Source organism: Amycolatopsis palatopharyngis (assembly GCF_003385185.1).
GTDB classification, from domain to species: Bacteria; Actinomycetota; Actinomycetes; order Mycobacteriales; family Pseudonocardiaceae; genus Amycolatopsis; species Amycolatopsis palatopharyngis.
This window is the reverse complement of record NZ_PQHZ01000015.1, coordinates 39891-59441: the sequence shown is the minus strand read 5'-3', so window position 1 is coordinate 59441 and position 19551 is coordinate 39891. Positions and strand designations below refer to the sequence as shown.

The following is a 19551-nucleotide window of genomic DNA, read 5'->3' as shown; positions in this document are numbered from 1 at the left end:
GAAACCCTCGCACTTTCCCGGGAAAGCGCGGTACTTGCACGTGCACGTAGCGCGCTTTCCCGGGAAAGTGCGTACCTACTGACCCGGTCCCTCGGGTCAGCCGGAGGTCGGTGCGAGGTCTCCCGCCTGGTCGGCGCCGATGTCACCGGTCTCGCCGGCCAGCCGCGCGCGGCGGCCGAGGATGAACACGTACGCCAGGAACGCCACCTCGGCGAACACTCCGATGCCGATCCTGCCCCAGGTCGGCAGGCCCGACGGGGTCACGAACGCCTCGATCACCCCGGACACCAGTAGTACGGCCGTCAGGCCCAGCGCCATCGCGACCACCGCGCGGCCCTCGCGGGCCAGCGCCGCCGTCCGGGTGCGCGGGCCCGGGTCGATGACCGTCCAACCCAGCCGCAGACCGGCTCCCGCCGCGACGAACACCGCCGTCAGCTCCAGCAGTCCGTGCGGGACGATCAGGCCGAAGAACACGTCCAGCCTGTCGGCATCGGCCATCAGCCCCGCCGACACCCCGAGGTTGAGCGCGTTGCTCCACAGGATGAACACCACCGGCAGGCACAGCAGTACCCCGAGCACCAGCGCCCCTGCCGCCACCCACGCGTTGTTGGTCCACACCTGCGCCGCGAAGGACGCGGCAGGCTCGCTGGAGTAGTAGGACTCGAACGCTCCTCCCGGAGCGGTGAGCTGCCGGATCTCCTCCGGCGCCGCGATCGAGGCCTGTACGTCTGAATCCCCGGCGACCCACACCGCGAGCAGACCGCTCACCACGACGAACGCCGCGGTGCTCGCCAGCCACCATCGCCTGCTCAAGTAGACCGCCGCGGGAAACCGCTGGGAGAAGAACAGGCCGACCTCCCGCCAGGCGGGACTGTGCGTCCCGGCCACGGCGGAACGGGCGCGTGCGACCAGCGACGACAGCCGCGCCAGCAGTGCGGGATCCGGGGCGGCCGACCGCGCGATCGACAGATGCGTCGCGGCCCGCTGGTACAGGAGCACGAGTTCATCGGCCTCGGGCCCGCTCAACCGTCCGCTGCGCCGGACCAGCTCCCCGAGCCGGTCCCAATCGGCACCGTGCTCGGCGACGAAAAGGTCGACGTCCACTCCGGTACCGGGTCCTCTCCTCGGCCGGGCCCCGAGGGGCCGGGCATGGGCATCCGACTGCCGGAACAAGGCTTATGCAAATGAGTGTTACGCACACGCGCAGGCTCGGCTGTCGTGCGCATGTTACCTGCACTCGGCCGCCGCGAGCTGCCCCTACTGCGGCGGAAAAGCATGCCGTAGCGGGGGCCCTTCTCCGCAAGCTCCGGGCAGCCCCCGTCCACCGAGTTGTGCTAACCCTCAATACATTCTTCACATGCAGCCAGAGTCCGATCTTGTCACCGGAGACGCCGTCGTTCTGGAACTGCGGCTGGCCAGGCTCGCCAGCCGCAGCGTCGCGTTCGCCCTCGACGTGCTGGTCCAGGTGGTGTTGCTGCTGGTCGCACTGCTGTTGCTCGCTGGGCTCGGCGACGTCGACGGAGCGCTGCTCGGCGCGATCATGCTGGCGCTCGCCGTGCTGGTGCTGGTCGGCTACCCGACGATCTTCGAGACCCTCAGCCACGGCAGGACCCTCGGCAAGCTCGCGATGGGTCTGCGCACGGTGCGCGACGACGGCGGTCCCATCCGCTTCCGGCACGCGCTGACCAGGGCGCTCGCCGGGTTCTTCGTGGACTTCTGGGCCCTCGGTTTCCTCGGCGTGGTCGCGATGATCGTGTCGCTGATCTCGGAGAAGGGCAAGCGGGTCGGCGACTTCCTCGCCGGGACAGTGGTGATCCGGGAGCGCGCGCCGGAGGTCACCACCGCCGCCATCAGCATGCCTCCTTCGCTCGCCGGCTGGGCCGCGCAGCTCGATCTGTCGAACCTGCCGGACGACCTCGCGCTCGCCGGGCGCCAGTACCTCGGCCGCTACGGCGACCTCGGCGAGGCCGCGCGTGAGCAGCTCGGCCACCGGCTCGCGATGGAGGTCGCGAACCGCATCGGAGCACCGGTACCGGCCTGGGTGCCGCCATGGGCGTATCTGTCCGCAGTGCTGGTCGAGCGCCGGAACCGGGAGTACGCAGGGCGATACGCCCGGCCGTCCGCACCCCAGCAGGTCCCGCCGCCACAACAACCCCAGCCGCCAGCCGCCCCGCCTGCCGCGCCAGCTGGCCCGACACCGCCGGACAACGACAACCCGTTCACTCCGCCCGGCTGAGCGCGCCTGGAAGGTCGCGGCGGACCAGGTCCTCTATCGTCTGCAGCCGTGCGCACACAGCTCGCCCGCTGGGGGACCGTGCTCGTGTCGGTGGGGCTGTTCGCCGTGCCGGTCGGGCAGGTGGACGCGGGTTCCACACTGGACGTCGAGATGAAGGTCGAACGGGCAGGCGGTCTCGCGGTGACCGAGACCATCACCGCGCCTCCCGGCCTGGAGCTCTCCCGGGTGACCTCGCTGGTCGAGCCCGCAGGCGACGGCCGCGAGCGCCGGTACCGGGTGCGCGGGGCGGTGGTCGCCGGATCCGGCAGCGTCGAGGTGGCCGACGACGAGCTCCGGGTGGTCGTCAGGGGCAACGCCACAGTCTCGTACACAGTGGACGGAGCGGTGGCTGGACTGCCGGGAAGGCAGGAGGTCCGCTGGCGAGTCGCGGACGGCTGGAACACCGGCCTCTCGTCGGTACGTGCCTCCTTCGTCGCGCCGGTACAACGCGCCTCGCCGATCACCTGTCTCGCCGGAACTCCGGGGTCGGGCAGGCAGTGCGGCCTGGCTGAGGTGGACCACACCGGCGTCGTACGTGCCGAGCAGGCCCCGCTGGCAGCGGGGGAGCGGATGGTGCTCGCCGTCGGGCTGCCCTCCGCCACCGTCACGACGACGGCCGAGTTCGTTCCCACCGGCCGCACCTGGCCATGGCTGCTGGCGCTCGCGCTCGGCGGCCTGCTCGCGTTCGCGCTCGTGGCCGGTGGCCTCGTGGTCCTGCTGGCTCGCAGGCGCGACGCACGCGCCTTCGGCGTGGCCGAGCCGGTGGAGGTCCTGCTGCGGGACGGGGATCGGGTGCGGTTCAGCTCGCCGGACGGCGTGCTGCCCGGTCAGATCGGCACCGTCATGGACGGCGTCGTGGATGTCGCCGACATCAGCGCGACCGTGCTGGATCTGGTGGTACGGCGCTATCTCGACGTGCGCTCCGACGACGCGGACAGCTGGGAGATCGTGCTGCTCAACGCGGCCGATGCGGATCTGCACGACTACGAGCGGACTCTGCTGGCAACCCTTCTGCCCGATCCGGCCCGTGCCCTTTCGCTGTCCCGGTCGCACGGCAGGGATCTTGACCTGACTCCGGTCATCGACGCCATGTACGACGACGCGGTGCGGCAGGGCTGGTTCTCCCGCAGACCGGACCGTGGCAGGGGACTGCTGCCACCCCGGACCGCGCGCGGCAGGCTGCTCGCAGGACAGGTGCGGGGCTTGCTGGACCATCTGAATTCCCTCCGCCCTGCCGGCCTTCCGCTCGCGGACCGGGAACTGGTGTTCACCCGTTCCCTGCCCTACGCCCTGGTACTCGGCTGCGTCGAGCACTGGGTCGCTGCCTTCGCCGAGGACGAGCGGCTGGCCGGGCAGGGCAGGGACCTGAATGCCTTCCTCGTCGATCTGTCCGGTGTCCTCGCCGAGTCCGAGCACCTGACCGGGCGGCAGAAACGGCGGAGTGCGAGGTCGCGGTGAGGGGTGGCGTGCGGCCGGCGAAGTTCCGCTGTCGCGGCGGCGGGGCGTTACGAAGCAGAACCGGAGTTCTCGCCTGCGTGCTCATCGCCCTTCTCGCGGTGACCCCGGTTCCCGCGGCAGCGTGGCCCGCGACGCCGCCCCTGCCCACGTTGCCGCGCAGCGTCGAGGTCGAACTGATCGTGCGGCGGGACGGCGCGCTCGCGGTGACCGAGGTGGTCTCGGTGCCACGGGGAGAGCGGATGGTGCGGGAGGTGTCCCTGCGAGTTCCGGTCGACGAAGCTCGGGAACGGCTGCTGACCGTGCGCGATGTGCGCATCGAGGGGACCGGCCAGGCCGAGACGTTCGCCGACCGGTTCACCATCCGGCTCGGTGGCGGGACAACGGTCGTCCGGTACACCGTGGACGGTGCGGTCGAGCATGGAGGTGCCGGTCGCGCGTTGGTCTACTGGCAGCCCGCCGGTGACTGGGACACGGATCTGGTCCTGGTGCGGGGTTCGTTCGCCGCGCCGCGGATCCCGGCGGCAGTGCGGTGCGCGGTGGGAGCGCAACCGGCCGGATTCGGCGACCGGCCGTGCCTCGCCGCCCAGATCGGGCACGACGGGCTCACCCGGTTCAGCCAGCGTGACCTGCCGTCCGGGGAACGGTTGCGGCTCAGCGTGGAGTTACCGGCTGGCACCGTGCCCGTCGATCCACGGATCCGGCCCGCGGGGACCCTGGCCGGGGCGTTCCTGGCCACCCCGGCGGTCCGGTGGGCATGGGGCGCGCTCCTGGTCCTCGTGGCCGGGGCCGCGCTTGTCGTCGGACGCGCCAGACGCGGGGATCGGCGCGTCACGCCGCGTGGCCCCGGGCCTCGGCGGGGCTTGCCGCCGGGGCTGCGTCCGGGACACGTCGGCCCGCTCGTCGTCGGCCGGGTTGACGCCGTGGACCTCGCAGCGGCGCTGCTCGACCTCGAAGCACGGGCACCGCGGGGCGAGTTCGAACCCCTGTTGCTGCGGCAGGTGCGTGCGGGGCACCGCCTTGATCCGCCCGCGCTACTGGCCGCCGCCCGCGCCGACCTCGTGCGACTGGGCTACCTGCGCGGCAACCGGCTGCGCGGTGCGGGGCTCAGGGTGATCGGCTACGGCATCTTTCTCACCCTGCTGCTCACACTGACCAGTGGCCACGCCCAGCTCGGAGTGGTGCTCGCGCTGGCGGGCGCGACGGTGGCCGCGGGAGCTTCCCTGCTGCCGGAACGCACGGCGGCAGGCCGAACGGCGTTGGCGCAGGTCTTGGCGCATCGGGTGGTCGCCGCCGAATGCCCGCCAAGCCGGGCCTGGGCCGTGGCACTGGGCCTGCGGGAGGGCAGGGGTGACACCGCCTCCGTCGCGGAGATCCGGCAGCTCGTCGGCACCCTGACCGTGAGCATCGCCGCCGCAGGCCACACCCCGTAGGGTGGCCGCATGGCCGTACCCGAGCTACACAGACTCACTCTCGACAACGGCCTGCGGGTCGTGCTCGCCCCCGACCGCACCGCACCGGTGGTCGGCGTGAGCGTGCACTACGACGTGGGCTTCCGCTCCGAGCCGGAGGGGCGAACGGGATTCGCTCACCTCTTCGAGCATCTGATGTTCCAGGGCAGCGAGAGCCTGGAGAAGCTGGCCCACTTCAGACACATTCAGGGCAGCGGCGGCACGTTCAACGGCTCGACGCACCCGGATTACACCGACTACTTCGAGGTGCTGCCCTCGGCGGCACTGGAGCGGGCGCTGTTTCTCGAGGCCGACCGGATGCGGGCGCCCAAGCTGACGCAGGAGAACCTGGCCAATCAGATCGATGTGGTCAAGGAGGAGATCCGGCTCAACGTGCTGAACCGGCCCTACGGCGGGTTCCCGTGGATCCTGCTGCCGCCGGTGCTCTACTCGACGTTCCCGAACGCGCACAACGGTTACGGCGACTTCACCGACCTGGAGCAGGCCACGCTCGAGGACTGTGCGGCCTTCTTCGACACCTACTACGCCCCGTCGAACGCCGTACTCACCGTCGCCGGTGACATCCAGATCGACCACGCACGGGAACTGATCGAGAAGCACTTCGGCGACGTGCCGGTGCGGCCCCGGCCCGCGCGGCCGTCGTTCGCCGAACCGCGCCCGGAAAGGGAGCTGCGCGAAACGCATATCGATCCGCACGCACCGCTGCCCGCGCTGGCGGTCGGCTACCGGATGCCGGACCCGGTCAACGAGGTCGACGGCTACCTGGCCCACCTGGTGCTGGCCGGTCTGCTCGCCGACGGTGACGGATCGCGGTTGCAGCAGCGGCTGGTGCACGCCGAACCACTGGTCACCGACATCAATGCCGGTGCCGGACTGTTCGGCCCGTTCGAGGCCCGCGACCCGGACACGTTCTCGGTGACGGCCGTGCACCCGCCAGAGGTGTCCGCCGACCAGGTGCTGGGCGCACTCGACGAGGAGCTGGACAGGCTGGCGGCCAACCCGCCGGACGAACAGGAACTGGCCAAGATCACGGCCCGCTGGAGTGCGAGTCTGCACGCCGAGCACGACCGCCTCGTCTCGCGGACGCTCGCACTGGGTTCGTTCGAGCTGCTCTACTCCGATCCCGCACTCGTCTACGGGATCGCCGATCGTATCGCCGCCGTAACCGCCGACGACGTGTCCGCCGCGGCCAAGGGCCTGCGCCCGGATTCGCGCGCCGTGTTGGTGGTTCAGCCAGAGGGGGGAGCCCAGTGACTTCAGCTACGCACCGTACGGCCGAGGAGATCGGCCGCACGTCACACGGGCCCCGCGAGGTACCGCCGCTCGGTGATCAGGGCGTGGCGGCAGATCTGTCGCATGTGGACACGGTACTCGGAAACGGTCTGCGGGTGCTGGCCGTACGCAAGGCCAATGTCCCGTTGGTGGAGCTGCGGCTGTCCATCCCGTTCGCCGGCAGCGACCCCATGCATCCGGCGACGGCGGAGGTGCTCGCCGAGACGCTGCTGACCGGTACGGCACGACGCGACCGCGTCGCCATCGACACCGAACTCGCGCTGATCGGCGGCGAGCTCGGCACCGTGGTGGACCCGGAACGACTCGCGATCAGCGGCAGCTCGCTTGCCGAAGGCCTGCCGACGCTGCTCGACGTGCTCGCCGACATCCTCACCAGCGCGTCCTATGCGGACACCGAGGTGCGCAGGGAGGCCGAGCGCATCGGCGAGCGTCTGGCCGTCGCCAGGACACAGCCGAGGGTGATCGCGCGGGAGGCGCTGCAGCGCCGCCGCTACGGCGACCACCCGTACACCAGGGAGATGCCGCAGGCAGAGGACGTCGCCGTGGTCGAGGCCGCCGGCGTGCGGGAACTGCACACGGGCGCGGTGTTGCCGCGCGGCGCGACGATGGTCATCGTCGGTGACGTCGACCCGCAGTCGGTCATCGGCGATATCGAGAAGGCGTTGCGGGACTGGGCATCCGAGAGCTCGGCCTCGGTGTTGCCGCCGCTGCCCGAGGTCGAGGGCGGAGCCTTGCTGCTGGTACCGCGCGCCGGTGCTGTGCAATCGCAGATCCGGCTGTCCGGGCAGGCGCTGCCGCGCACCGACCCGCGTTATCCGGCACTGCAGCTGGCGAACCTGACCTTCGGTGGGTACTTCTCCTCCCGGCTCGTGGAGAACATCCGGGAGGACAAGGGATACACCTACGGGGCTCACTCCGGGTTCGAGTTCACCGGCAACACCGCGACCGTGCAGGTCGACGCGGACACCGCCAGTGAGGTCACCGTCCCGGCGCTGCTGGAGACCCGCTACGAGCTCGGCAGGCTGGGGCTCGTCCCGCCGTCGGAGTCCGATGTGGAGTCTGTGCGGCAGTATGCGATCGGCTCCCTGCTGATCGCCACGTCCTCGCAGCACGGCCTGGCCAACCAGCTCTCCGCGCTGGCGTCGGTCGGGCTCGGTGCGGACTGGCTCGCGGCCCACCCGGCGCGCCTCGCCGAGGTGACGACGGAGGAGGTCGCGGAGGCGGCGCTGGACTTCTTCGCGCCCACCCGGTTCACCGGGGTGGTCGTCGGCGACGCCGCGAGCCTCTCCAGGAAGCTGGCGGCGCTGGGCGATGTGGTCGTGGAGGAGTGACTGACGCGTCGCGCGGGAACGTCGGCCGCGTGTTGGAGATGAACACAGAGATGGATTCAGAGTGAGCGCTCCGTTCGAATTCGGTGCGCTGCCCGCACTGTCACGTTCGGGCGCGGACCGGCAGGAGACTCTGCGCGGAGATCGGGAGCGGCTGCGCGACCGCTGGCCGGACGCTCGGGTGGTGCTGGTCGGCCAGGCCGGCCGGGCCCCCGTGCGGAAGGTGTCCGATCAGGACGGTGGGCAGTTCGCGCTGAGCACCCGCAAGGCGCAGTCCTTCGGTGACGAACCGCCGGAGGACGCGCTGTTCCTCGGCGAATGGGACGGCGCGGACTACTGGACACTGCCGGGTGAACCCGCCGACACCGGGGAGACGATCCGGGTGCGCGGCGGCTGGGGGTACTGGGAGGAAGTGCCCTCCGCGGACGGCGAACTGTGGGTCGAACTCCGGGGCCACGGCCACAAGCTGGACGATGCCTCCGCCGGACTGCTCACCACCGCGGTGGCGCTGCGCAGCTGGCACCGGCGGGCGCGGTTCTGTGCGCAGTGCGGGGAGACCACGTCACGGACGCAGTTCGGCTGGGCGTCCTGGTGCGCCTCCTGTGAGCGGGAGGAGTACCCGCGCACCGATCCCGCGGTGATCTGCCTGGTGCACGACGACGTCGGCACCAACGGCGAGCACGTGCTGCTCGCCCGCCAGCCGATTTGGCCACGCGGGCGCTACTCCGTGCTGGCTGGTTTCGTGGAGGCCGGCGAGTCGCTCGAGGGCTGTGTGCAACGGGAGATCCGTGAGGAGGTCGGTGCCGAGGTGTGGGGCATCCGGTACCTCGGTAGCCAGCCGTGGCCGTTCCCTCGCTCGATCATGCTGGGGTTCGCGGCGAGGGCCGACGCATCGGCCCCGCTGTGGCCAGCGGACGGCGAGATCGAGGAGGCCAACTGGTACAGCAGGGCCGAGGTGCGCGCCGCACTGGCGGCGGACGAGGTCCACGAGCCCGGATTCGAGCCCGAGCCCGGCGCCCTGCTGCTGCCGGGTAACTCCTCCATCGCCAAGGTGATGCTGAACGCGTGGGCCGCCGCCGAAGCGTGATTCAGAGTGTGTCGCGCTCACCGACTGCGTCGAGGGCGAGCTGGACGATTTCGTCCGGGCCCAGTGCGAGATCGACGGTCAGCCCGTCCTCTGTGGCGGCGAGCGGTTGCAGGTCGGCCAGCTGGGAGTCGAGCAGGGACACCGGCATGAAGTGTCCGGAGCGGGTCTCCATCCGCTTGGCGATGAGTGCGCGGTCGCCGTGCAGGTGCAGGAACCATGCCGGTCCGCCCGTCCGCAGGATGTCGCGGTAGTCGCGTTTGAGTGCGGAGCAGGTCACCACTCCACCGGTCTCGGCGTGCTCGCCGATCCAGTCCGCGATCGCGCGCAGCCACGGCCACCGGTCCGTGTCGGTCAACGGCGTCCCCGCGGTCATCTTGTCGATATTGGCCTGCGGATGGAACGTGTCGGCCTCGGCGTACTCCACCCCGAGCGAGTCGGCCAGTGCCGTGCCCACGGTTGTCTTGCCGGACCCTGAGACGCCCATTACAACGATCACGCGCATGGCAGCAGAGTCAACCCCAAAAGTAGTACTTAATCAAGGCTTAAAACGTACTTAATCCGGTCCAGCCGTGTAATCTCCTCGATCCGGGGGAGCTGGCGCCCGGTGATCGGAGGGGTACCCGTGGCGGACGCACGGCATGCGCGAATGCTGGACGAACTGGGCGTCGAGATCGCCTGCGGCACGCTCCAGCCCGGCACCGTCCTGCGCGTCGAGCAGTTGCAGATCCGGTTCGACGTGTCCCGCACGGTCGCCCGCGAGGTGGTCCGCACGCTCGAGGCCATGCGCCTGACCACCAGTAAACGGCGCGTCGGCGTCACGGTTCGCGATCCGGCGGAGTGGAATCACTACGACCCGAGGCTCATCCGCTGGCAGCTCGACGGCGAGGGACGCGCGGCGGCGCTGCGCAATCTGACCGAGTTGCGCTCCGCGGTGGAACCCAGTGCGGCCCGGTTCGCGGCGCTGCGGGCCGGACCGGAGCAGCGCGGCAGGCTGAGCGCGCTGGCCGACCATCTCGCGGGCACGGCGAGGGCCGCGGATCTGCGGGCCTTCCTCGACCACGACATCGCCTTCCACCACCTCGTGCTCACCGCCTCGGGCAACCCGATGTTCGGCCAGCTCTCCGAGGTCGTCGCCGAGGTGCTCACCGGCAGGACCGGACACGGGCTGATGCCGCCGCGACCGCAACCGGCCGCGGTCCGGCTGCACGCCGAGGTCGCCGTCGCCATCGCCGCGGGACAGGCCGACCGGGCCGAACGGGCGATGCGGGACATCGTCGTGCAGGCCCGCGAGGAAATGTTCGAACTGATCGAGTAGACCTCGTCCCCGCGCCTCCCGCGAGTTCGGTACGGTCGTCGCAGTACTGGGAGGTGGCCGCGGGCGAATCGGGGGCGGCCGGAAACGGCGAGCGGGGAGCCACAGGTGAGTGCGGCGCGAGCTATTGGACTGCTGCTGGGTGTGCTCGCCGACGGTGCGATCGGTGATCCCCGGCGGGCCCAACCCTCGACCCGTTTCGCGGCGCTGTCCCGAGCCGTGGAATCCCGTGTCTACGCCGATCATCCGCTGCCCGGTGCGCTGCACACCGCGGGCCTCGCCGGAGCGGCGGTGCTCGCCGGTGTCGCCACCGAGCGATTCGGCCGCCGCGGCCCGGTACTGCAGGCCACGGGCACCGCGGTGGTCACCTGGACAGTGCTCGGCGGGGCCCGGCTCGCCGCGCAGGGCACCGAACTCGCACGTGAGCTCGAGACCGGCGACCTCGACGGAGCACGGCACACACTGAGCGGCCTCGACCAGCGCCGCACCGCAGGACTCGAGGTGATCGGGCTGTCCCGCGCTTCGGTGGAGACCGTCGCCGAACACACGTCCGACGTCGTGGTCGCCCCACTGCTGTGGGGCGCGATCGCGGGTGCTCCTGGGCTGCTCGGATCACGCGCGATCACGATCCTGGCTCGCGGCGCGGGCAGGCGCGTGCCGCGATACCGGCGGTTCGGCTGGTGTGCCGCCCGGCTCGACGAGTTCGTGAACCTGCTGCCGACCCGGGCTGCCGCCGCGCTGACTGTCGCCGCGGCACCGGTGGTCGGTGGTTCCGCATCGGCGGCGTGGCGCGCCTGGCGCAGGGACACCCTCGCCCACCCCAGCCCCAACGAGGGCAGGGTGGAGGCCGCGTTCGCGGGCGCACTCGAGGTCCGGCTCGGTGGGCGGACGGTCTATGAGCACGGGGTGGAGGAACTCCCCGTGCTCGGCGACGGCCGCAATCCTGACACCGGGCACGTGACCAGGGCGGTCGAGCTGTCCAGGGTCGTCGGCTGGCTGGCCGGACTCAGCTCCGCCGTACTCGCGCTGCTGGTGGGGTTGCGCCGTCGCCGCAGGAGTTAGGGCGTGTCTGACGGATCCGCTCGCACGGAGGAGATCCATCAGACACGCCCAAGTGCGGCGAACCGGTCAGCCGCCGACGTACTCCGCGAGGTGCTTTCCGGTGAGGGTGGAGTGCGCGTCCACGAGCGCCTGCGGTGTTCCCTCGAAGACGATCCGGCCGCCGTCGTGCCCCGCACCGGGGCCGACGTCGATGATCCAGTCGGCATGCGCCATGACCGCCTGGTGGTGCTCGACGACGATGACCGACTTGCCCGCGTCGACCAGCTGGTCGAGCAGGCCGAGTAGCTGCTCGACGTCGGCCAGGTGCAGGCCCGTGGTCGGCTCGTCCAGCACGTAGGTGCTGCTGCCGCCACCCTTCTCGGACATGCGGGTGGCCAGTTTGAGCCGCTGCCGCTCGCCGCCGGAGAGCGTGGTGAGCGGCTGGCCGAGGGTGAGGTAGCCCAGACCGACGTCGGCCAGTCGTTCGAGAATCTTGTGCGCCGCGGGTGTCCGCGCCGCACCTTCGCCGAAGAACCGCTCGGCCTCGGCCACCGGCATCGCGAGTACCTCGCTGATGTCCTTACCGGTGTCCTTGCCGCCGAGCCGGTACTTCAGCACCGAGGCCTGGAATCGCTTCCCCTCGCACTCCTCGCATGTGGTGGCGACCCCGGCCATCATCGCCAGGTCGGTGTAGATGACCCCGGCGCCGTTGCAGGCCGGGCAGGCGCCCTCGGAGTTGGCGCTGAACAGTGCGGGCTTGACGCCGCTGGCCTTCGCGAACGCCTTGCGGATCGGGTCGAGCAGTCCGGTGTAGGTCGCCGGATTGCTCCGCCTTGAGCCGCGGATGGCGGTCTGGTCGATCGAGACCACGTCCGTGCCCGCCGGAATCGATCCGTGCACGAGCGAGCTCTTGCCCGACCCGGCGACTCCGGTGACGACGACAAGCACCCCGAGCGGGATGTCGACGTCGACGTCTCGCAGGTTGTGTGTGTTCGCGCCACGGATCTCCAGCGTGCCGGTAGGCGTGCGCACCGTCTCCTTCAGGGCGGCCCGGTCGTCGAGATGCCGGCCGGTGATGGTGTCGCTGCGCACCAGTTCCTCGACCGTGCCCTCGAAACAGACGGAGCCGCCAGCCGAACCCGGGCCGGGGCCGAGGTCGACGATGTGGTCGGCGGTCGCGATCGTCTCCGGCTCGTGTTCCACGACGAGCACCGTGTTGCCCTTGTCCCGCAGCCGCAGCAGCAGGTCGTTCATCCGCTGGATGTCATGGGGGTGCAGGCCCGTGGTGGGCTCGTCGAAGACGTAGGTGACATCGGTCAGCGAGGACCCCAGGTGCCGGACCATTTTCGTGCGCTGTGCCTCGCCGCCGGAGAGCGTGCCCGACGGCCGGTCGAGGGAGAGGTAACCGAGTCCGATCTCGACGAACGAGTCGAGAGTGCCGCGCAGCGCCGTCAGCAGCGGTGCCACCGTCGCCTCGGATTCATCCACCCCGCGCACCCAGTCGGCCAGATCGCTGATCTGCATCGCGCAGGCTTCGGCGATGTTGATCCCTTCGATCTTCGACGACCGTGCCGTCTCGCTGAGTCGTGTGCCCGCACATTCGGGGCAGGTGGTGAAGGTGATCGCCCGGTCCACGAACGCCCGGATATGCGGCTGCATCGCCTCGCGGTCCTTGGCGAGGAACGACTTCTGGATCTGTGGGATCAGGCCGAGGTAGGTCAGGTTGACCCCATCGACCTTGATCTTGGTCGCCTCCTTGTAGAGGAGGTCGTTCAGTTCCTTCTTCGTGTACTTGCGGATCGGCTTGTCCGGATCGAACCAGCCGCAGCCGCGGTAGATGCGGCCGTACCAGCCGTCCATGCTGTAGCCGGGGATCGTGAGCGCGCCCTCGTTGAGCGACAACCTGTCGTCGTACAGGGCGGACAGGTCGAAGTCGGTGACCGAGCCCCGGCCCTCGCAGCGCGGGCACATACCGCCGAGGATGTTGAAGCTGCGCCGCTCCTTCACTGTTCTGCCGCCACGCTCGAGTGTCACCGCGCCCGCACCACTGATCGAGGCGACGTTGAAGGAGAACGCCTGGGGTGAGCCGATGTGCGGCTGCCCGAGCCGGCTGAAGAGGATGCGCAGCATGGTGTTGGCGTCGGTGGCCGTGCCGACCGTGGAGCGGGGGTCGGCCCCCATTCGCTCCTGGTCGACGATGATCGCGGTCGTCAGCCCATCGAGAACGTCGACCTCGGGCCGGGACAGCGTCGGCATGAAGCCCTGCACGAAGGCGCTGTAGGTTTCGTTGATCATCCGCTGCGACTCGGCGGCGATCGTGCCGAACACCAGCGAGCTCTTACCCGACCCGGAGACGCCGGTGAACACCGTCAGCCTGCGCTTCGGGATCTCGACACTGACGTCGCGGAGGTTGTTCACGCGCGCGCCGTGCACGCGGATCAGGTCGTGGCTGTCGGCAGCGTGCGGCTCGGCCGATTCCGCAGATGCGCGAGCGCTTCGCTTTGTCGCCGGGGTGTCCGTCCTCGTGCCCATGCTTATCGATTCTCCAGGTATGTGGTCGCGGCCATCGCACTTTCGGTGGAAAACGCCACGGTCACGGACGGCTCAGCTGACCTCGAAGATGCGGATCATATTGCCCGCGGGATCGCGGAACGCGCAGTCGCGAATCCCCCACGGCTGATCGGTCGGTTCCTGGACGACTTCGGCCTGGCTCCCGTCGGCCTGCAACCGTGCGAAGGTGCCGTCCAGGTCCTTTGTGGCGAGGTTGATGCCCGCGTAGGTGCCCTTGGCCATCATCTCGGTGACGGTGCGGCGTTCGGCATCGGTGATACCCGGGTCGGCGGCGGGTGGGGTCAGGACGATGGATGTGTCGGGTTGGTTGACGGGGCCGATCGTGATCCAGTGCATTCCGCCGTACTCAACGTCATTGCGGACCTCGAAGCCGAGGGTGTCGCGGTAGAAGGCCAGTGAGGCGGCCGCGTCGTTGTGCGGGAGGAAGCTCTGGTGAATGGTGATGTCCATGGCGATCAGGCTATGTGCGGCCCGGAGCGCGTGCTTCTCGATTCCTGATCGGTCTGGTCACCTGCTTCGCCACGCACGGCGGCATCCCCGCCGTCGCCCGGGTCACGTCGCGCCGGTAGGTACTGGGCGGCACACCGACGAGTTCGGTGAAGCGGGTGCTGAAGGTGCCCAGCGACGAGCAGCCCACCGCGAAGCAGATCTCGGTGACGCTGAGATCGCCGCGGAGGAGTAGCGCCATCGCGCGCTCGATGCGCCGTGTCATCAGATAGGAGTACGGCGATTCCCCGTAGGCGAGCCGGAACTGACGGCTGAGATGCCCGGCCGACATGTGCACGCCGCGAGCGAGTGCCTCGACGTCCAGCGGTTGTGCGTACTCCCGGTCGATGCGGTCACGAACGCGGCGCAACCGCGCGAGGTCACGCAGGTGGTGCGCAGCCGACGATGCTTCCCGTTGCTGGGCGCTCGTGGCCGAGGATGTGCTGCTCACCCGCAAGATCGTGCCACGGTGCGGCGAAGTTGCCCAGCTGTGGCGGATGGGGCGAAGGGCCGTGGAGTCAGGAAACGGCGGCTTCGTCCTCGGCGAGCATCTGCGCGACCGACTTGCGGCGGTTGGGCCTGGGTTCCTGTTCAGCCAGCACGCCGCCGGGCTTCAGTTCGCGCACCGTGAAGTACAGCCAGCCGAGCAGCGTCATGGTGCCGAAGGCGATCCACTGCAGGGCGTAGGAGAGGAATGGGCCCGCCTCGACCTGGGGCAGTGGCAGCGTCCCCAGCGCGCCGGGCTGGCCCGCGTCCAGTTGCAGGTAGCCGGGGCGGATGTCCAGGCCGGTGGCGGCGCCCACCAGCTGCGAGTCGACGCTGTAGGTGTGCAGCCTGCCGTCGGTGGCCTCGTTGGCGAACACCGGTCGCGCGTGCGGGTCGGTCTCGTCCACCCGAACCCGGCCGACGAGTTCGACCTGGGTCTCCGGCGGTGCCGCGTAGGAGGGCACCCGGCTGCGCTGATCCGGCTGCAGGTAGCCGCGGTCGACCAGGACGACCTGCCCTCCGGTTGTCCGGAACGGCGCGAGCACCTCGAATGCGGGCTCGCCGAGCACGGTGCGCAGGCGGGCGATGACCTCGTCCTCCGCCAGGTAGGTTCCGGTCACCGAAACCCGGCGCCACTCGGCGCCCTCGTCCGGCGCGGTGCCCGCGGGGAGCACCTCGGCCAGCGGTCGCGGCTCGGAGACGAAGGACTCCTGCAGGGCGGCGTTCTGCACCTGCCGTTCGGTGTGCCTGCTGAACTGCCATGGGGCCAGCAGCGTGTAGCACGCGATGGCGAATGTGAACACCACCAGCGTCAACGCCAGCCAGCCTGGCTTGAGCAGGAACTTCAACCGCACCCTTCAACGGTAAGCGGTCCCCGAGTCGCGCGTGTCGTCGGGCGGGCCGTGGTGTATCGCACCTAACGCGCCCGCAGCGCCTCCTGCGCGGCCGCGAGCGCCTGTCGCGCATAGCCCCCGCCGAAGAGCACGGCGTGCACCAGCAGGAAGTGGAGCTGGTGCAGGCCGGTCCGTTCGCGCCTGCCTGGTGCCAGTGGGGATCCCGCGGCCGCGGCCTCGTCCTCGTATGCGCCCAGCACCCGGTCCAGGTGCGGGAGGCCGAACACCGCGAGCATGGCCAGGTCGGTCTCCCGGTGGCCGCCGTGCGCCGCGGGATCGATCAGCCAGACCTGTCCGTCGTGACCCCAGTGGATGTTGCCGCTCCAGGTGTCGCCGTGCAGGCGTGCGGGTGGTTCCGGCGGGCCGGCGAGATCCGGTAGCCGGGCGCGGACCTCGTCGAACACCGCGACCTGCCGTGCCGAGTAGAGCCCCTGCTCGGCGGCGGTTCGCACGTATGGGGCGATCCGGTGCGTGGCGAAGAACGCCGGCCAGTCAGGGCAGGGCTCGTTGCGCATCGGCGCGAGGCCCATCCAGGCGTCCGCGGGGCCGTCCGGTGGTGGTGAGCCGAACGCCGGTGCCCCGCGCAGATGCAGCCAGGCCAGACCGCGGCCGAACTCCTCGGCGGCCCCCGCGCTCGCGCTCCCCGGCGGCACGTACTCGCTGAGCAGCCAGTCCTCGTCGCTGCCGAGGACCGCGGGCACGGCGACGTCGCCGCTCTCGCCGGGCCAGCGCAGCCCGGCGGCTTCGGCCGCGACGGCCGTCCGGCCCGACCCGCGCTTGGCCACGGCCGTTCGTCCGTCGCCCAACGTGACCTCGAAGACCGAGCCGCCAAGCGGGCGGGTGCCGGTGACCTGCTCCCCGGTGAGCCGCTCGGCGGCCGTGACCGCTTCCGCTGGGTTCATCGGTTCGCGCGGATCCAGTCGAGCAGGCCGGGCATGCTCCGTTCGATCATGCCGAGCACGATGTCGAAGCCGTCGGACCCGCCGTAGTAAGGGTCGGGCACCTCCGCGTCCTCGGGTGCCGTGGGGTCGAACGAACGCAGCAGCCGGACGCGGCCGGGGTCGTCGACCAGTTCGTGCAGTGCGCTCAGGTGCCCGGTGTCGGCGACCAGCAGCAGGTCGGCGGCGAGGTGTTCCTCGCCGACCTGGGCCGCGACGTGCTCGATCCGGTACCCGTGCCTGCGCAGGGTGGTAACGGCGCGGGCGTCCGCGGGCTCACCGACGTGCCACGGGCCGACTCCCGCGCTGCTGATGCGTACGTCGTCGGCCAGCCCCGCATCCCGCAGGTGCCGTTCGAGCACGAGGGCCGCCATCGGGGAGCGGCAGATGTTGCCGGAGCAGACGAAACAGAGGTGCAGCGGTGCCATGTCCACAGTGTCGCTGATCCACACCAGCCGTGCCCCTTCCGAGGATGTCCCCAATGTGGCATTGGGGACGTTGAAGTTCCCGAATGCCGCATTGGGGAACTTCTCCCGGGGGCGCATGCGAGGAATCGGCGGCAACAAGGGCTTCGAAACTCGCGCCATCCGCAGCGACTGGAAGTAGTGGCCTACACCCCGGCTGCGCGGAGCATGTCCCGCAGGCCTGGCCGTGCCCCGGACCGGTCCAACAGTGTCACTGTTCGCCGCAGGCTGTGCCGCGCCCGGCCGGAGGTCGTCTGGCTCAGGTGCAGCATGACCTCTTGCGCGACGTCCTCGGCCTCCGTCCACGCCCCGGCACGCACCGCCCCTTCCAGCAGCAGCGCCCGGCACCCGTTGTGGCCGCGCCGGTCGTGGGTGTAGCCCTCCACCGCCTCGGCCAGCTCCGGCAGTGACCGCGACCAGTCACCCAGGGCCGCGTGAGCCATTCCCTCATGCCAGGTCATCTCCGTCGGGAGCATCCACCACGTCCATGCCGGGTCGCGACTGGTGACGTTGTTGTCCAGCAGGGACCGCGCCCGCGCGAACTCCGCGCGGTGTCCGGCGTCGTCCCCCAACGCAGCCAGGGCGCGTGCCCGGCGCAGGCTGACCAGTGCCGCTACCCGGCCTGGGAGGTTGTCCCGCTCTTGCATTTGGCTGGTGACGCGTAGAGCCTCGTGGGGGCGGCCGGTGTGCACCGCGCCCATCGCCAAGTTGGTCAGCAAGAACCACTCCATCGGCAGGTCCACGGATGTCCGTACCAGAGCCAGCGCATCCAGGTTGACCTGCCGGGCCTCGTCTTGGAGTTCGGCGTCGTAGAGCAGCCATCCCGACAACACCCCGAGTTCAGCCGTCGCGGCCTCCAGGTCTCGCTCCACGCTGGGCCGGTAGCGGCCGCTGGCGAGGGTCCTCTGCGCGGTCCGGAGCTCGGCCACCGTCAGTCGGGCGATCTCGTCTCCGCCGACAGTGTTGTTCAGCGCCACGATTCGCTCCACGGTCTCCCGGAGGGAGTTCACGTAGTCAGCGTCCACAGGAGGTCCCAGCTCATCGGGGACAGCCCACTCAAATGCCTCGCGGGTGACGAGCTCGCCTGCGCGCCGCGTCGGCGCGGTCCGGACAGGGCGACGATTCGCGGAGGAGGGCTGGAAGCCCAGTTCCGATTCCGGCCGGTTGCACACCGCGGCGAACGCGGACCGATAGTCGGCGTCCGGCCAGCGAATCTTGCCGCGCTCCAGCCGGGCCACATAGTGCTCGTCCACCACGGCATGCCGGTCGGTGTGCGCCACCAGCCAGGCGTTCACTGCGTCGGCCAGCTCCGGACGGCTCATCGCAGCACCAGGATCATGCGGGGACGGGGTCGACTCCCGGGCAGCCCGTAGTCGGTCGTTCGGCTCTCGGCCGTTCTCCCTCACTTCACCAATTCTGCCCCCTGAGCCCGCCCCCAGGAACCGCCCTGGTAATCAGCCGTTATCAGCGGAGCGTGACCACCCACGACACCCGAGTCGGCAGCGCTGCACCCCCTCCGAGGATGTCCCCAATGTGGCATTGGGGACGTTGAAGTTCCCGAATGCCGCATTGGGGAACTTCTCCCGGGGGCGCATGCGAGGATCGGCGGCATGTCCGAGTCACCGTCCGCGACCGTTACCGTGTCCGAGATCGTCACCGCGCTGGAGACCGCCTACCCGCCCGAACTCGCCGAGTCCTGGGACGCCGTCGGGCTGGTGTGCGGTGATCCGGCTGAACCCGTCCGGCGCGTGCTGGTCTGCGTCGACGTCGTGCAGGCGACGGTCGAGGAGGCAATCGAGTTCGGTGCGCAGCTGATCGTCGCGCACCACCCGTTGTTGCTACGGGGCGTGCACGGAGTCCCCGCGGACACCACGAAGGGCAGGCTGATCCACCGGCTGATCCGGGCGGGCGTCGCTCTCTACTGCGCGCACACCAACGCCGACTCGGCCAGCCCCGGAGTCTCCGACGCGCTCGCCGAGGCCATCGGCCTTCGGGTGCTCGCCCCGCTGTCCCCGCACGCCTCGGCCGAACACGGAGCGACCGGCATCGGCCGCATCGCTGAGCTGCCCGCACCGGAGCCGTTCTCGGCCTTCGTCAGCCGAGTCGCCGGCGCACTTCCCGCGACCGGACCGGGGGTGCTCGGCGCGGGTGATCCTGACCGTCCGATCAGGACCGTCGCGGTGTCCGGCGGGTCGGGCGACAGCTACCTCGGTGCCGCCACGGCCGCCGGCGTGGACGCCTACGTCACCGCGGATCTGCGACACCACCCCGCGGGCGAGCACCTCGAGTCGGTCGCCGAGGTGCCCGCGCTGGTCGGGGTCACCCACTGGGCCAGCGAGTGGCCGTGGTGCGGGCAAGCCTCGACGGTGATCGAGGTGGCAACGGCGGGTACGGTCGAGGTTCACATCTCCACGCGGAGCACCGATCCGTGGAATTTTCGAGCTGGGTGA

19 protein-coding genes are annotated in these 19551 nt (G+C 70.4%); 10 read left to right on the top strand and 9 right to left on the bottom strand.

Annotation, left to right across the window (positions count from 1 at the left end; genetic code table 11):
- Positions 1–96: 96 nt before the first annotated feature.
- The gene (locus D0C15_RS14105; RefSeq protein WP_116045148.1) at positions 97–1104 is read right to left on the bottom strand and encodes a stage II sporulation protein M; all 1008 of its coding nucleotides are present in this window, start codon (positions 1102–1104) and stop codon (positions 97–99) included.
- A 253-nt stretch (positions 1105–1357) separates the two neighbouring features.
- Here D0C15_RS14105 and D0C15_RS14100 point away from each other — a divergent pair, with 253 nt between their 5' ends.
- The 6 genes from D0C15_RS14100 (at position 1358) to nudC (ending at position 8910) form a co-directional block, all read left to right on the top strand.
- Complete coding sequence (locus tag D0C15_RS14100) at positions 1358–2236, top strand: RDD family protein (protein WP_116045146.1); 879 nt, start codon at positions 1358–1360, stop codon at positions 2234–2236.
- A 48-nt stretch (positions 2237–2284) separates the two neighbouring features.
- On the top strand, positions 2285–3733 hold the full coding sequence (locus tag D0C15_RS14095; RefSeq protein ID WP_116045143.1) for a DUF2207 domain-containing protein: 1449 nt from the start codon (positions 2285–2287) through the stop codon (positions 3731–3733).
- A gap of 77 nt (positions 3734–3810) precedes the next feature.
- Positions 3811–5163, top strand: a complete 1353-nt coding sequence (locus tag D0C15_RS14090; RefSeq protein ID WP_162830076.1) for a DUF2207 domain-containing protein — start codon at positions 3811–3813, stop codon at positions 5161–5163.
- A gap of 9 nt (positions 5164–5172) precedes the next feature.
- Complete coding sequence (locus D0C15_RS14085) at positions 5173–6456, top strand: M16 family metallopeptidase (protein WP_116045137.1); 1284 nt, start codon at positions 5173–5175, stop codon at positions 6454–6456.
- A complete protein-coding gene (locus tag D0C15_RS14080; protein WP_116045134.1) occupies positions 6453–7826 on the top strand; it encodes a M16 family metallopeptidase in 1374 nt (457 codons plus the stop codon). The genes D0C15_RS14085 and D0C15_RS14080 overlap by 4 nt, the downstream gene beginning before the upstream one ends.
- A gap of 61 nt (positions 7827–7887) precedes the next feature.
- Entirely contained in the window at positions 7888–8910 is a 1023-nt protein-coding gene (gene nudC / locus D0C15_RS14075) for an NAD(+) diphosphatase (RefSeq protein ID WP_116045132.1), read from the top strand.
- Position 8911: 1 nt separating this feature from the next.
- Here the strand turns inward: nudC and D0C15_RS14070 are convergent, their stop codons facing one another.
- Positions 8912–9412: a gluconokinase gene (locus D0C15_RS14070; protein ID WP_116045130.1), complete on the bottom strand. Its 501-nt coding sequence runs from the start codon at positions 9410–9412 to the stop codon at positions 8912–8914.
- Between the two features lie 144 nt (positions 9413–9556).
- Here D0C15_RS14070 and D0C15_RS14065 point away from each other — a divergent pair, with 144 nt between their 5' ends.
- The gene (locus D0C15_RS14065; RefSeq protein WP_116045318.1) at positions 9557–10225 is read left to right on the top strand and encodes a FadR/GntR family transcriptional regulator; all 669 of its coding nucleotides are present in this window, start codon (positions 9557–9559) and stop codon (positions 10223–10225) included.
- A 105-nt stretch (positions 10226–10330) separates the two neighbouring features.
- Complete coding sequence (locus D0C15_RS14060) at positions 10331–11284, top strand: cobalamin biosynthesis protein CobD/CbiB (protein ID WP_116045127.1); 954 nt, start codon at positions 10331–10333, stop codon at positions 11282–11284.
- 66 nt (positions 11285–11350) lie between these two features.
- On the opposite strand, the gene D0C15_RS14055 is transcribed toward D0C15_RS14060, so the two are convergent.
- From D0C15_RS14055 to D0C15_RS14030, 6 genes are all read right to left on the bottom strand, one after another.
- Positions 11351–13795 carry an excinuclease ABC subunit UvrA gene (locus D0C15_RS14055; RefSeq protein WP_116045125.1) on the bottom strand — a complete coding sequence of 815 codons (2445 nt, stop codon included), beginning with the start codon at positions 13793–13795 and terminating at the stop codon, positions 11351–11353.
- 72 nt (positions 13796–13867) lie between these two features.
- A complete protein-coding gene (locus D0C15_RS14050) occupies positions 13868–14284 on the bottom strand; it encodes a VOC family protein (RefSeq protein ID WP_211323193.1) in 417 nt (138 codons plus the stop codon).
- A gap of 10 nt (positions 14285–14294) precedes the next feature.
- Positions 14295–14771 carry a helix-turn-helix transcriptional regulator gene (locus D0C15_RS14045; protein ID WP_211323192.1) on the bottom strand — a complete coding sequence of 159 codons (477 nt, stop codon included), beginning with the start codon at positions 14769–14771 and terminating at the stop codon, positions 14295–14297.
- A 67-nt stretch (positions 14772–14838) separates the two neighbouring features.
- A complete protein-coding gene (locus tag D0C15_RS14040) occupies positions 14839–15660 on the bottom strand; it encodes an SURF1 family cytochrome oxidase biogenesis protein (RefSeq protein WP_116045121.1) in 822 nt (273 codons plus the stop codon).
- Between the two features lie 62 nt (positions 15661–15722).
- On the bottom strand, positions 15723–16601 hold the full coding sequence (locus tag D0C15_RS14035; RefSeq protein WP_116045119.1) for a fructosamine kinase family protein: 879 nt from the start codon (positions 16599–16601) through the stop codon (positions 15723–15725).
- Positions 16598–17065 (bottom strand): low molecular weight protein-tyrosine-phosphatase, encoded by a 468-nt coding sequence (locus D0C15_RS14030; protein WP_116045314.1) that lies wholly within the window; start codon positions 17063–17065, stop codon positions 16598–16600. Before D0C15_RS14030 ends, D0C15_RS14035 begins: the two co-directional genes overlap by 4 nt.
- Between D0C15_RS14030 and D0C15_RS34120 the strand changes: the two genes are divergently transcribed.
- Entirely contained in the window at positions 17064–17243 is a 180-nt protein-coding gene (locus D0C15_RS34120) for a hypothetical protein (protein ID WP_162830075.1), read from the top strand. The two genes, D0C15_RS14030 and D0C15_RS34120, sit on opposite strands and share 2 nt — an antisense overlap.
- A 4-nt stretch (positions 17244–17247) precedes the next feature.
- On the opposite strand, the gene D0C15_RS14025 is transcribed toward D0C15_RS34120, so the two are convergent.
- Positions 17248–18423, bottom strand: coding sequence for an NsdA family TPR-like regulatory protein (locus D0C15_RS14025; RefSeq protein ID WP_116045117.1), 1176 nt, complete (start codon positions 18421–18423; stop codon positions 17248–17250).
- A 288-nt stretch (positions 18424–18711) separates the two neighbouring features.
- Between D0C15_RS14025 and D0C15_RS14020 the strand changes: the two genes are divergently transcribed.
- Positions 18712–19551 carry a Nif3-like dinuclear metal center hexameric protein gene (locus D0C15_RS14020; protein ID WP_116045115.1) on the top strand — a complete coding sequence of 280 codons (840 nt, stop codon included), beginning with the start codon at positions 18712–18714 and terminating at the stop codon, positions 19549–19551.

Excerpts from the sequence above, each read along its gene's own strand:
- D0C15_RS14100 (WP_116045146.1), top strand. The coding sequence starts at position 1,358 with ATGCAGCCAGAGTCCGATCTTGTCACCGGAGACGCCGTCGTTCTGGAA.
- D0C15_RS34120 (WP_162830075.1), top strand. The coding sequence starts at position 17,064 with ATGTCCACAGTGTCGCTGATCCACACCAGCCGTGCCCCTTCCGAGGAT.
- D0C15_RS14020 (WP_116045115.1), top strand. The coding sequence starts at position 18,712 with ATGTCCGAGTCACCGTCCGCGACCGTTACCGTGTCCGAGATCGTCACC.
- D0C15_RS14025 (WP_116045117.1), bottom strand. The coding sequence starts at position 18,423 with ATGAGCCGTCCGGAGCTGGCCGACGCAGTGAACGCCTGGCTGGTGGCG.
- D0C15_RS14055 (WP_116045125.1), bottom strand. The coding sequence starts at position 13,795 with ATGGGCACGAGGACGGACACCCCGGCGACAAAGCGAAGCGCTCGCGCA.
- D0C15_RS14085 (WP_116045137.1), top strand. The coding sequence starts at position 5,173 with ATGGCCGTACCCGAGCTACACAGACTCACTCTCGACAACGGCCTGCGG.
- D0C15_RS14035 (WP_116045119.1), bottom strand. The coding sequence starts at position 16,601 with ATGAACCCAGCGGAAGCGGTCACGGCCGCCGAGCGGCTCACCGGGGAG.
- D0C15_RS14030 (WP_116045314.1), bottom strand. The coding sequence starts at position 17,065 with ATGGCACCGCTGCACCTCTGTTTCGTCTGCTCCGGCAACATCTGCCGC.
- D0C15_RS14065 (WP_116045318.1), top strand. The coding sequence starts at position 9,557 with ATGCTGGACGAACTGGGCGTCGAGATCGCCTGCGGCACGCTCCAGCCC.
- D0C15_RS14070 (WP_116045130.1), bottom strand. The coding sequence starts at position 9,412 with ATGCGCGTGATCGTTGTAATGGGCGTCTCAGGGTCCGGCAAGACAACC.
- D0C15_RS14050 (WP_211323193.1), bottom strand. The coding sequence starts at position 14,284 with ATGGACATCACCATTCACCAGAGCTTCCTCCCGCACAACGACGCGGCC.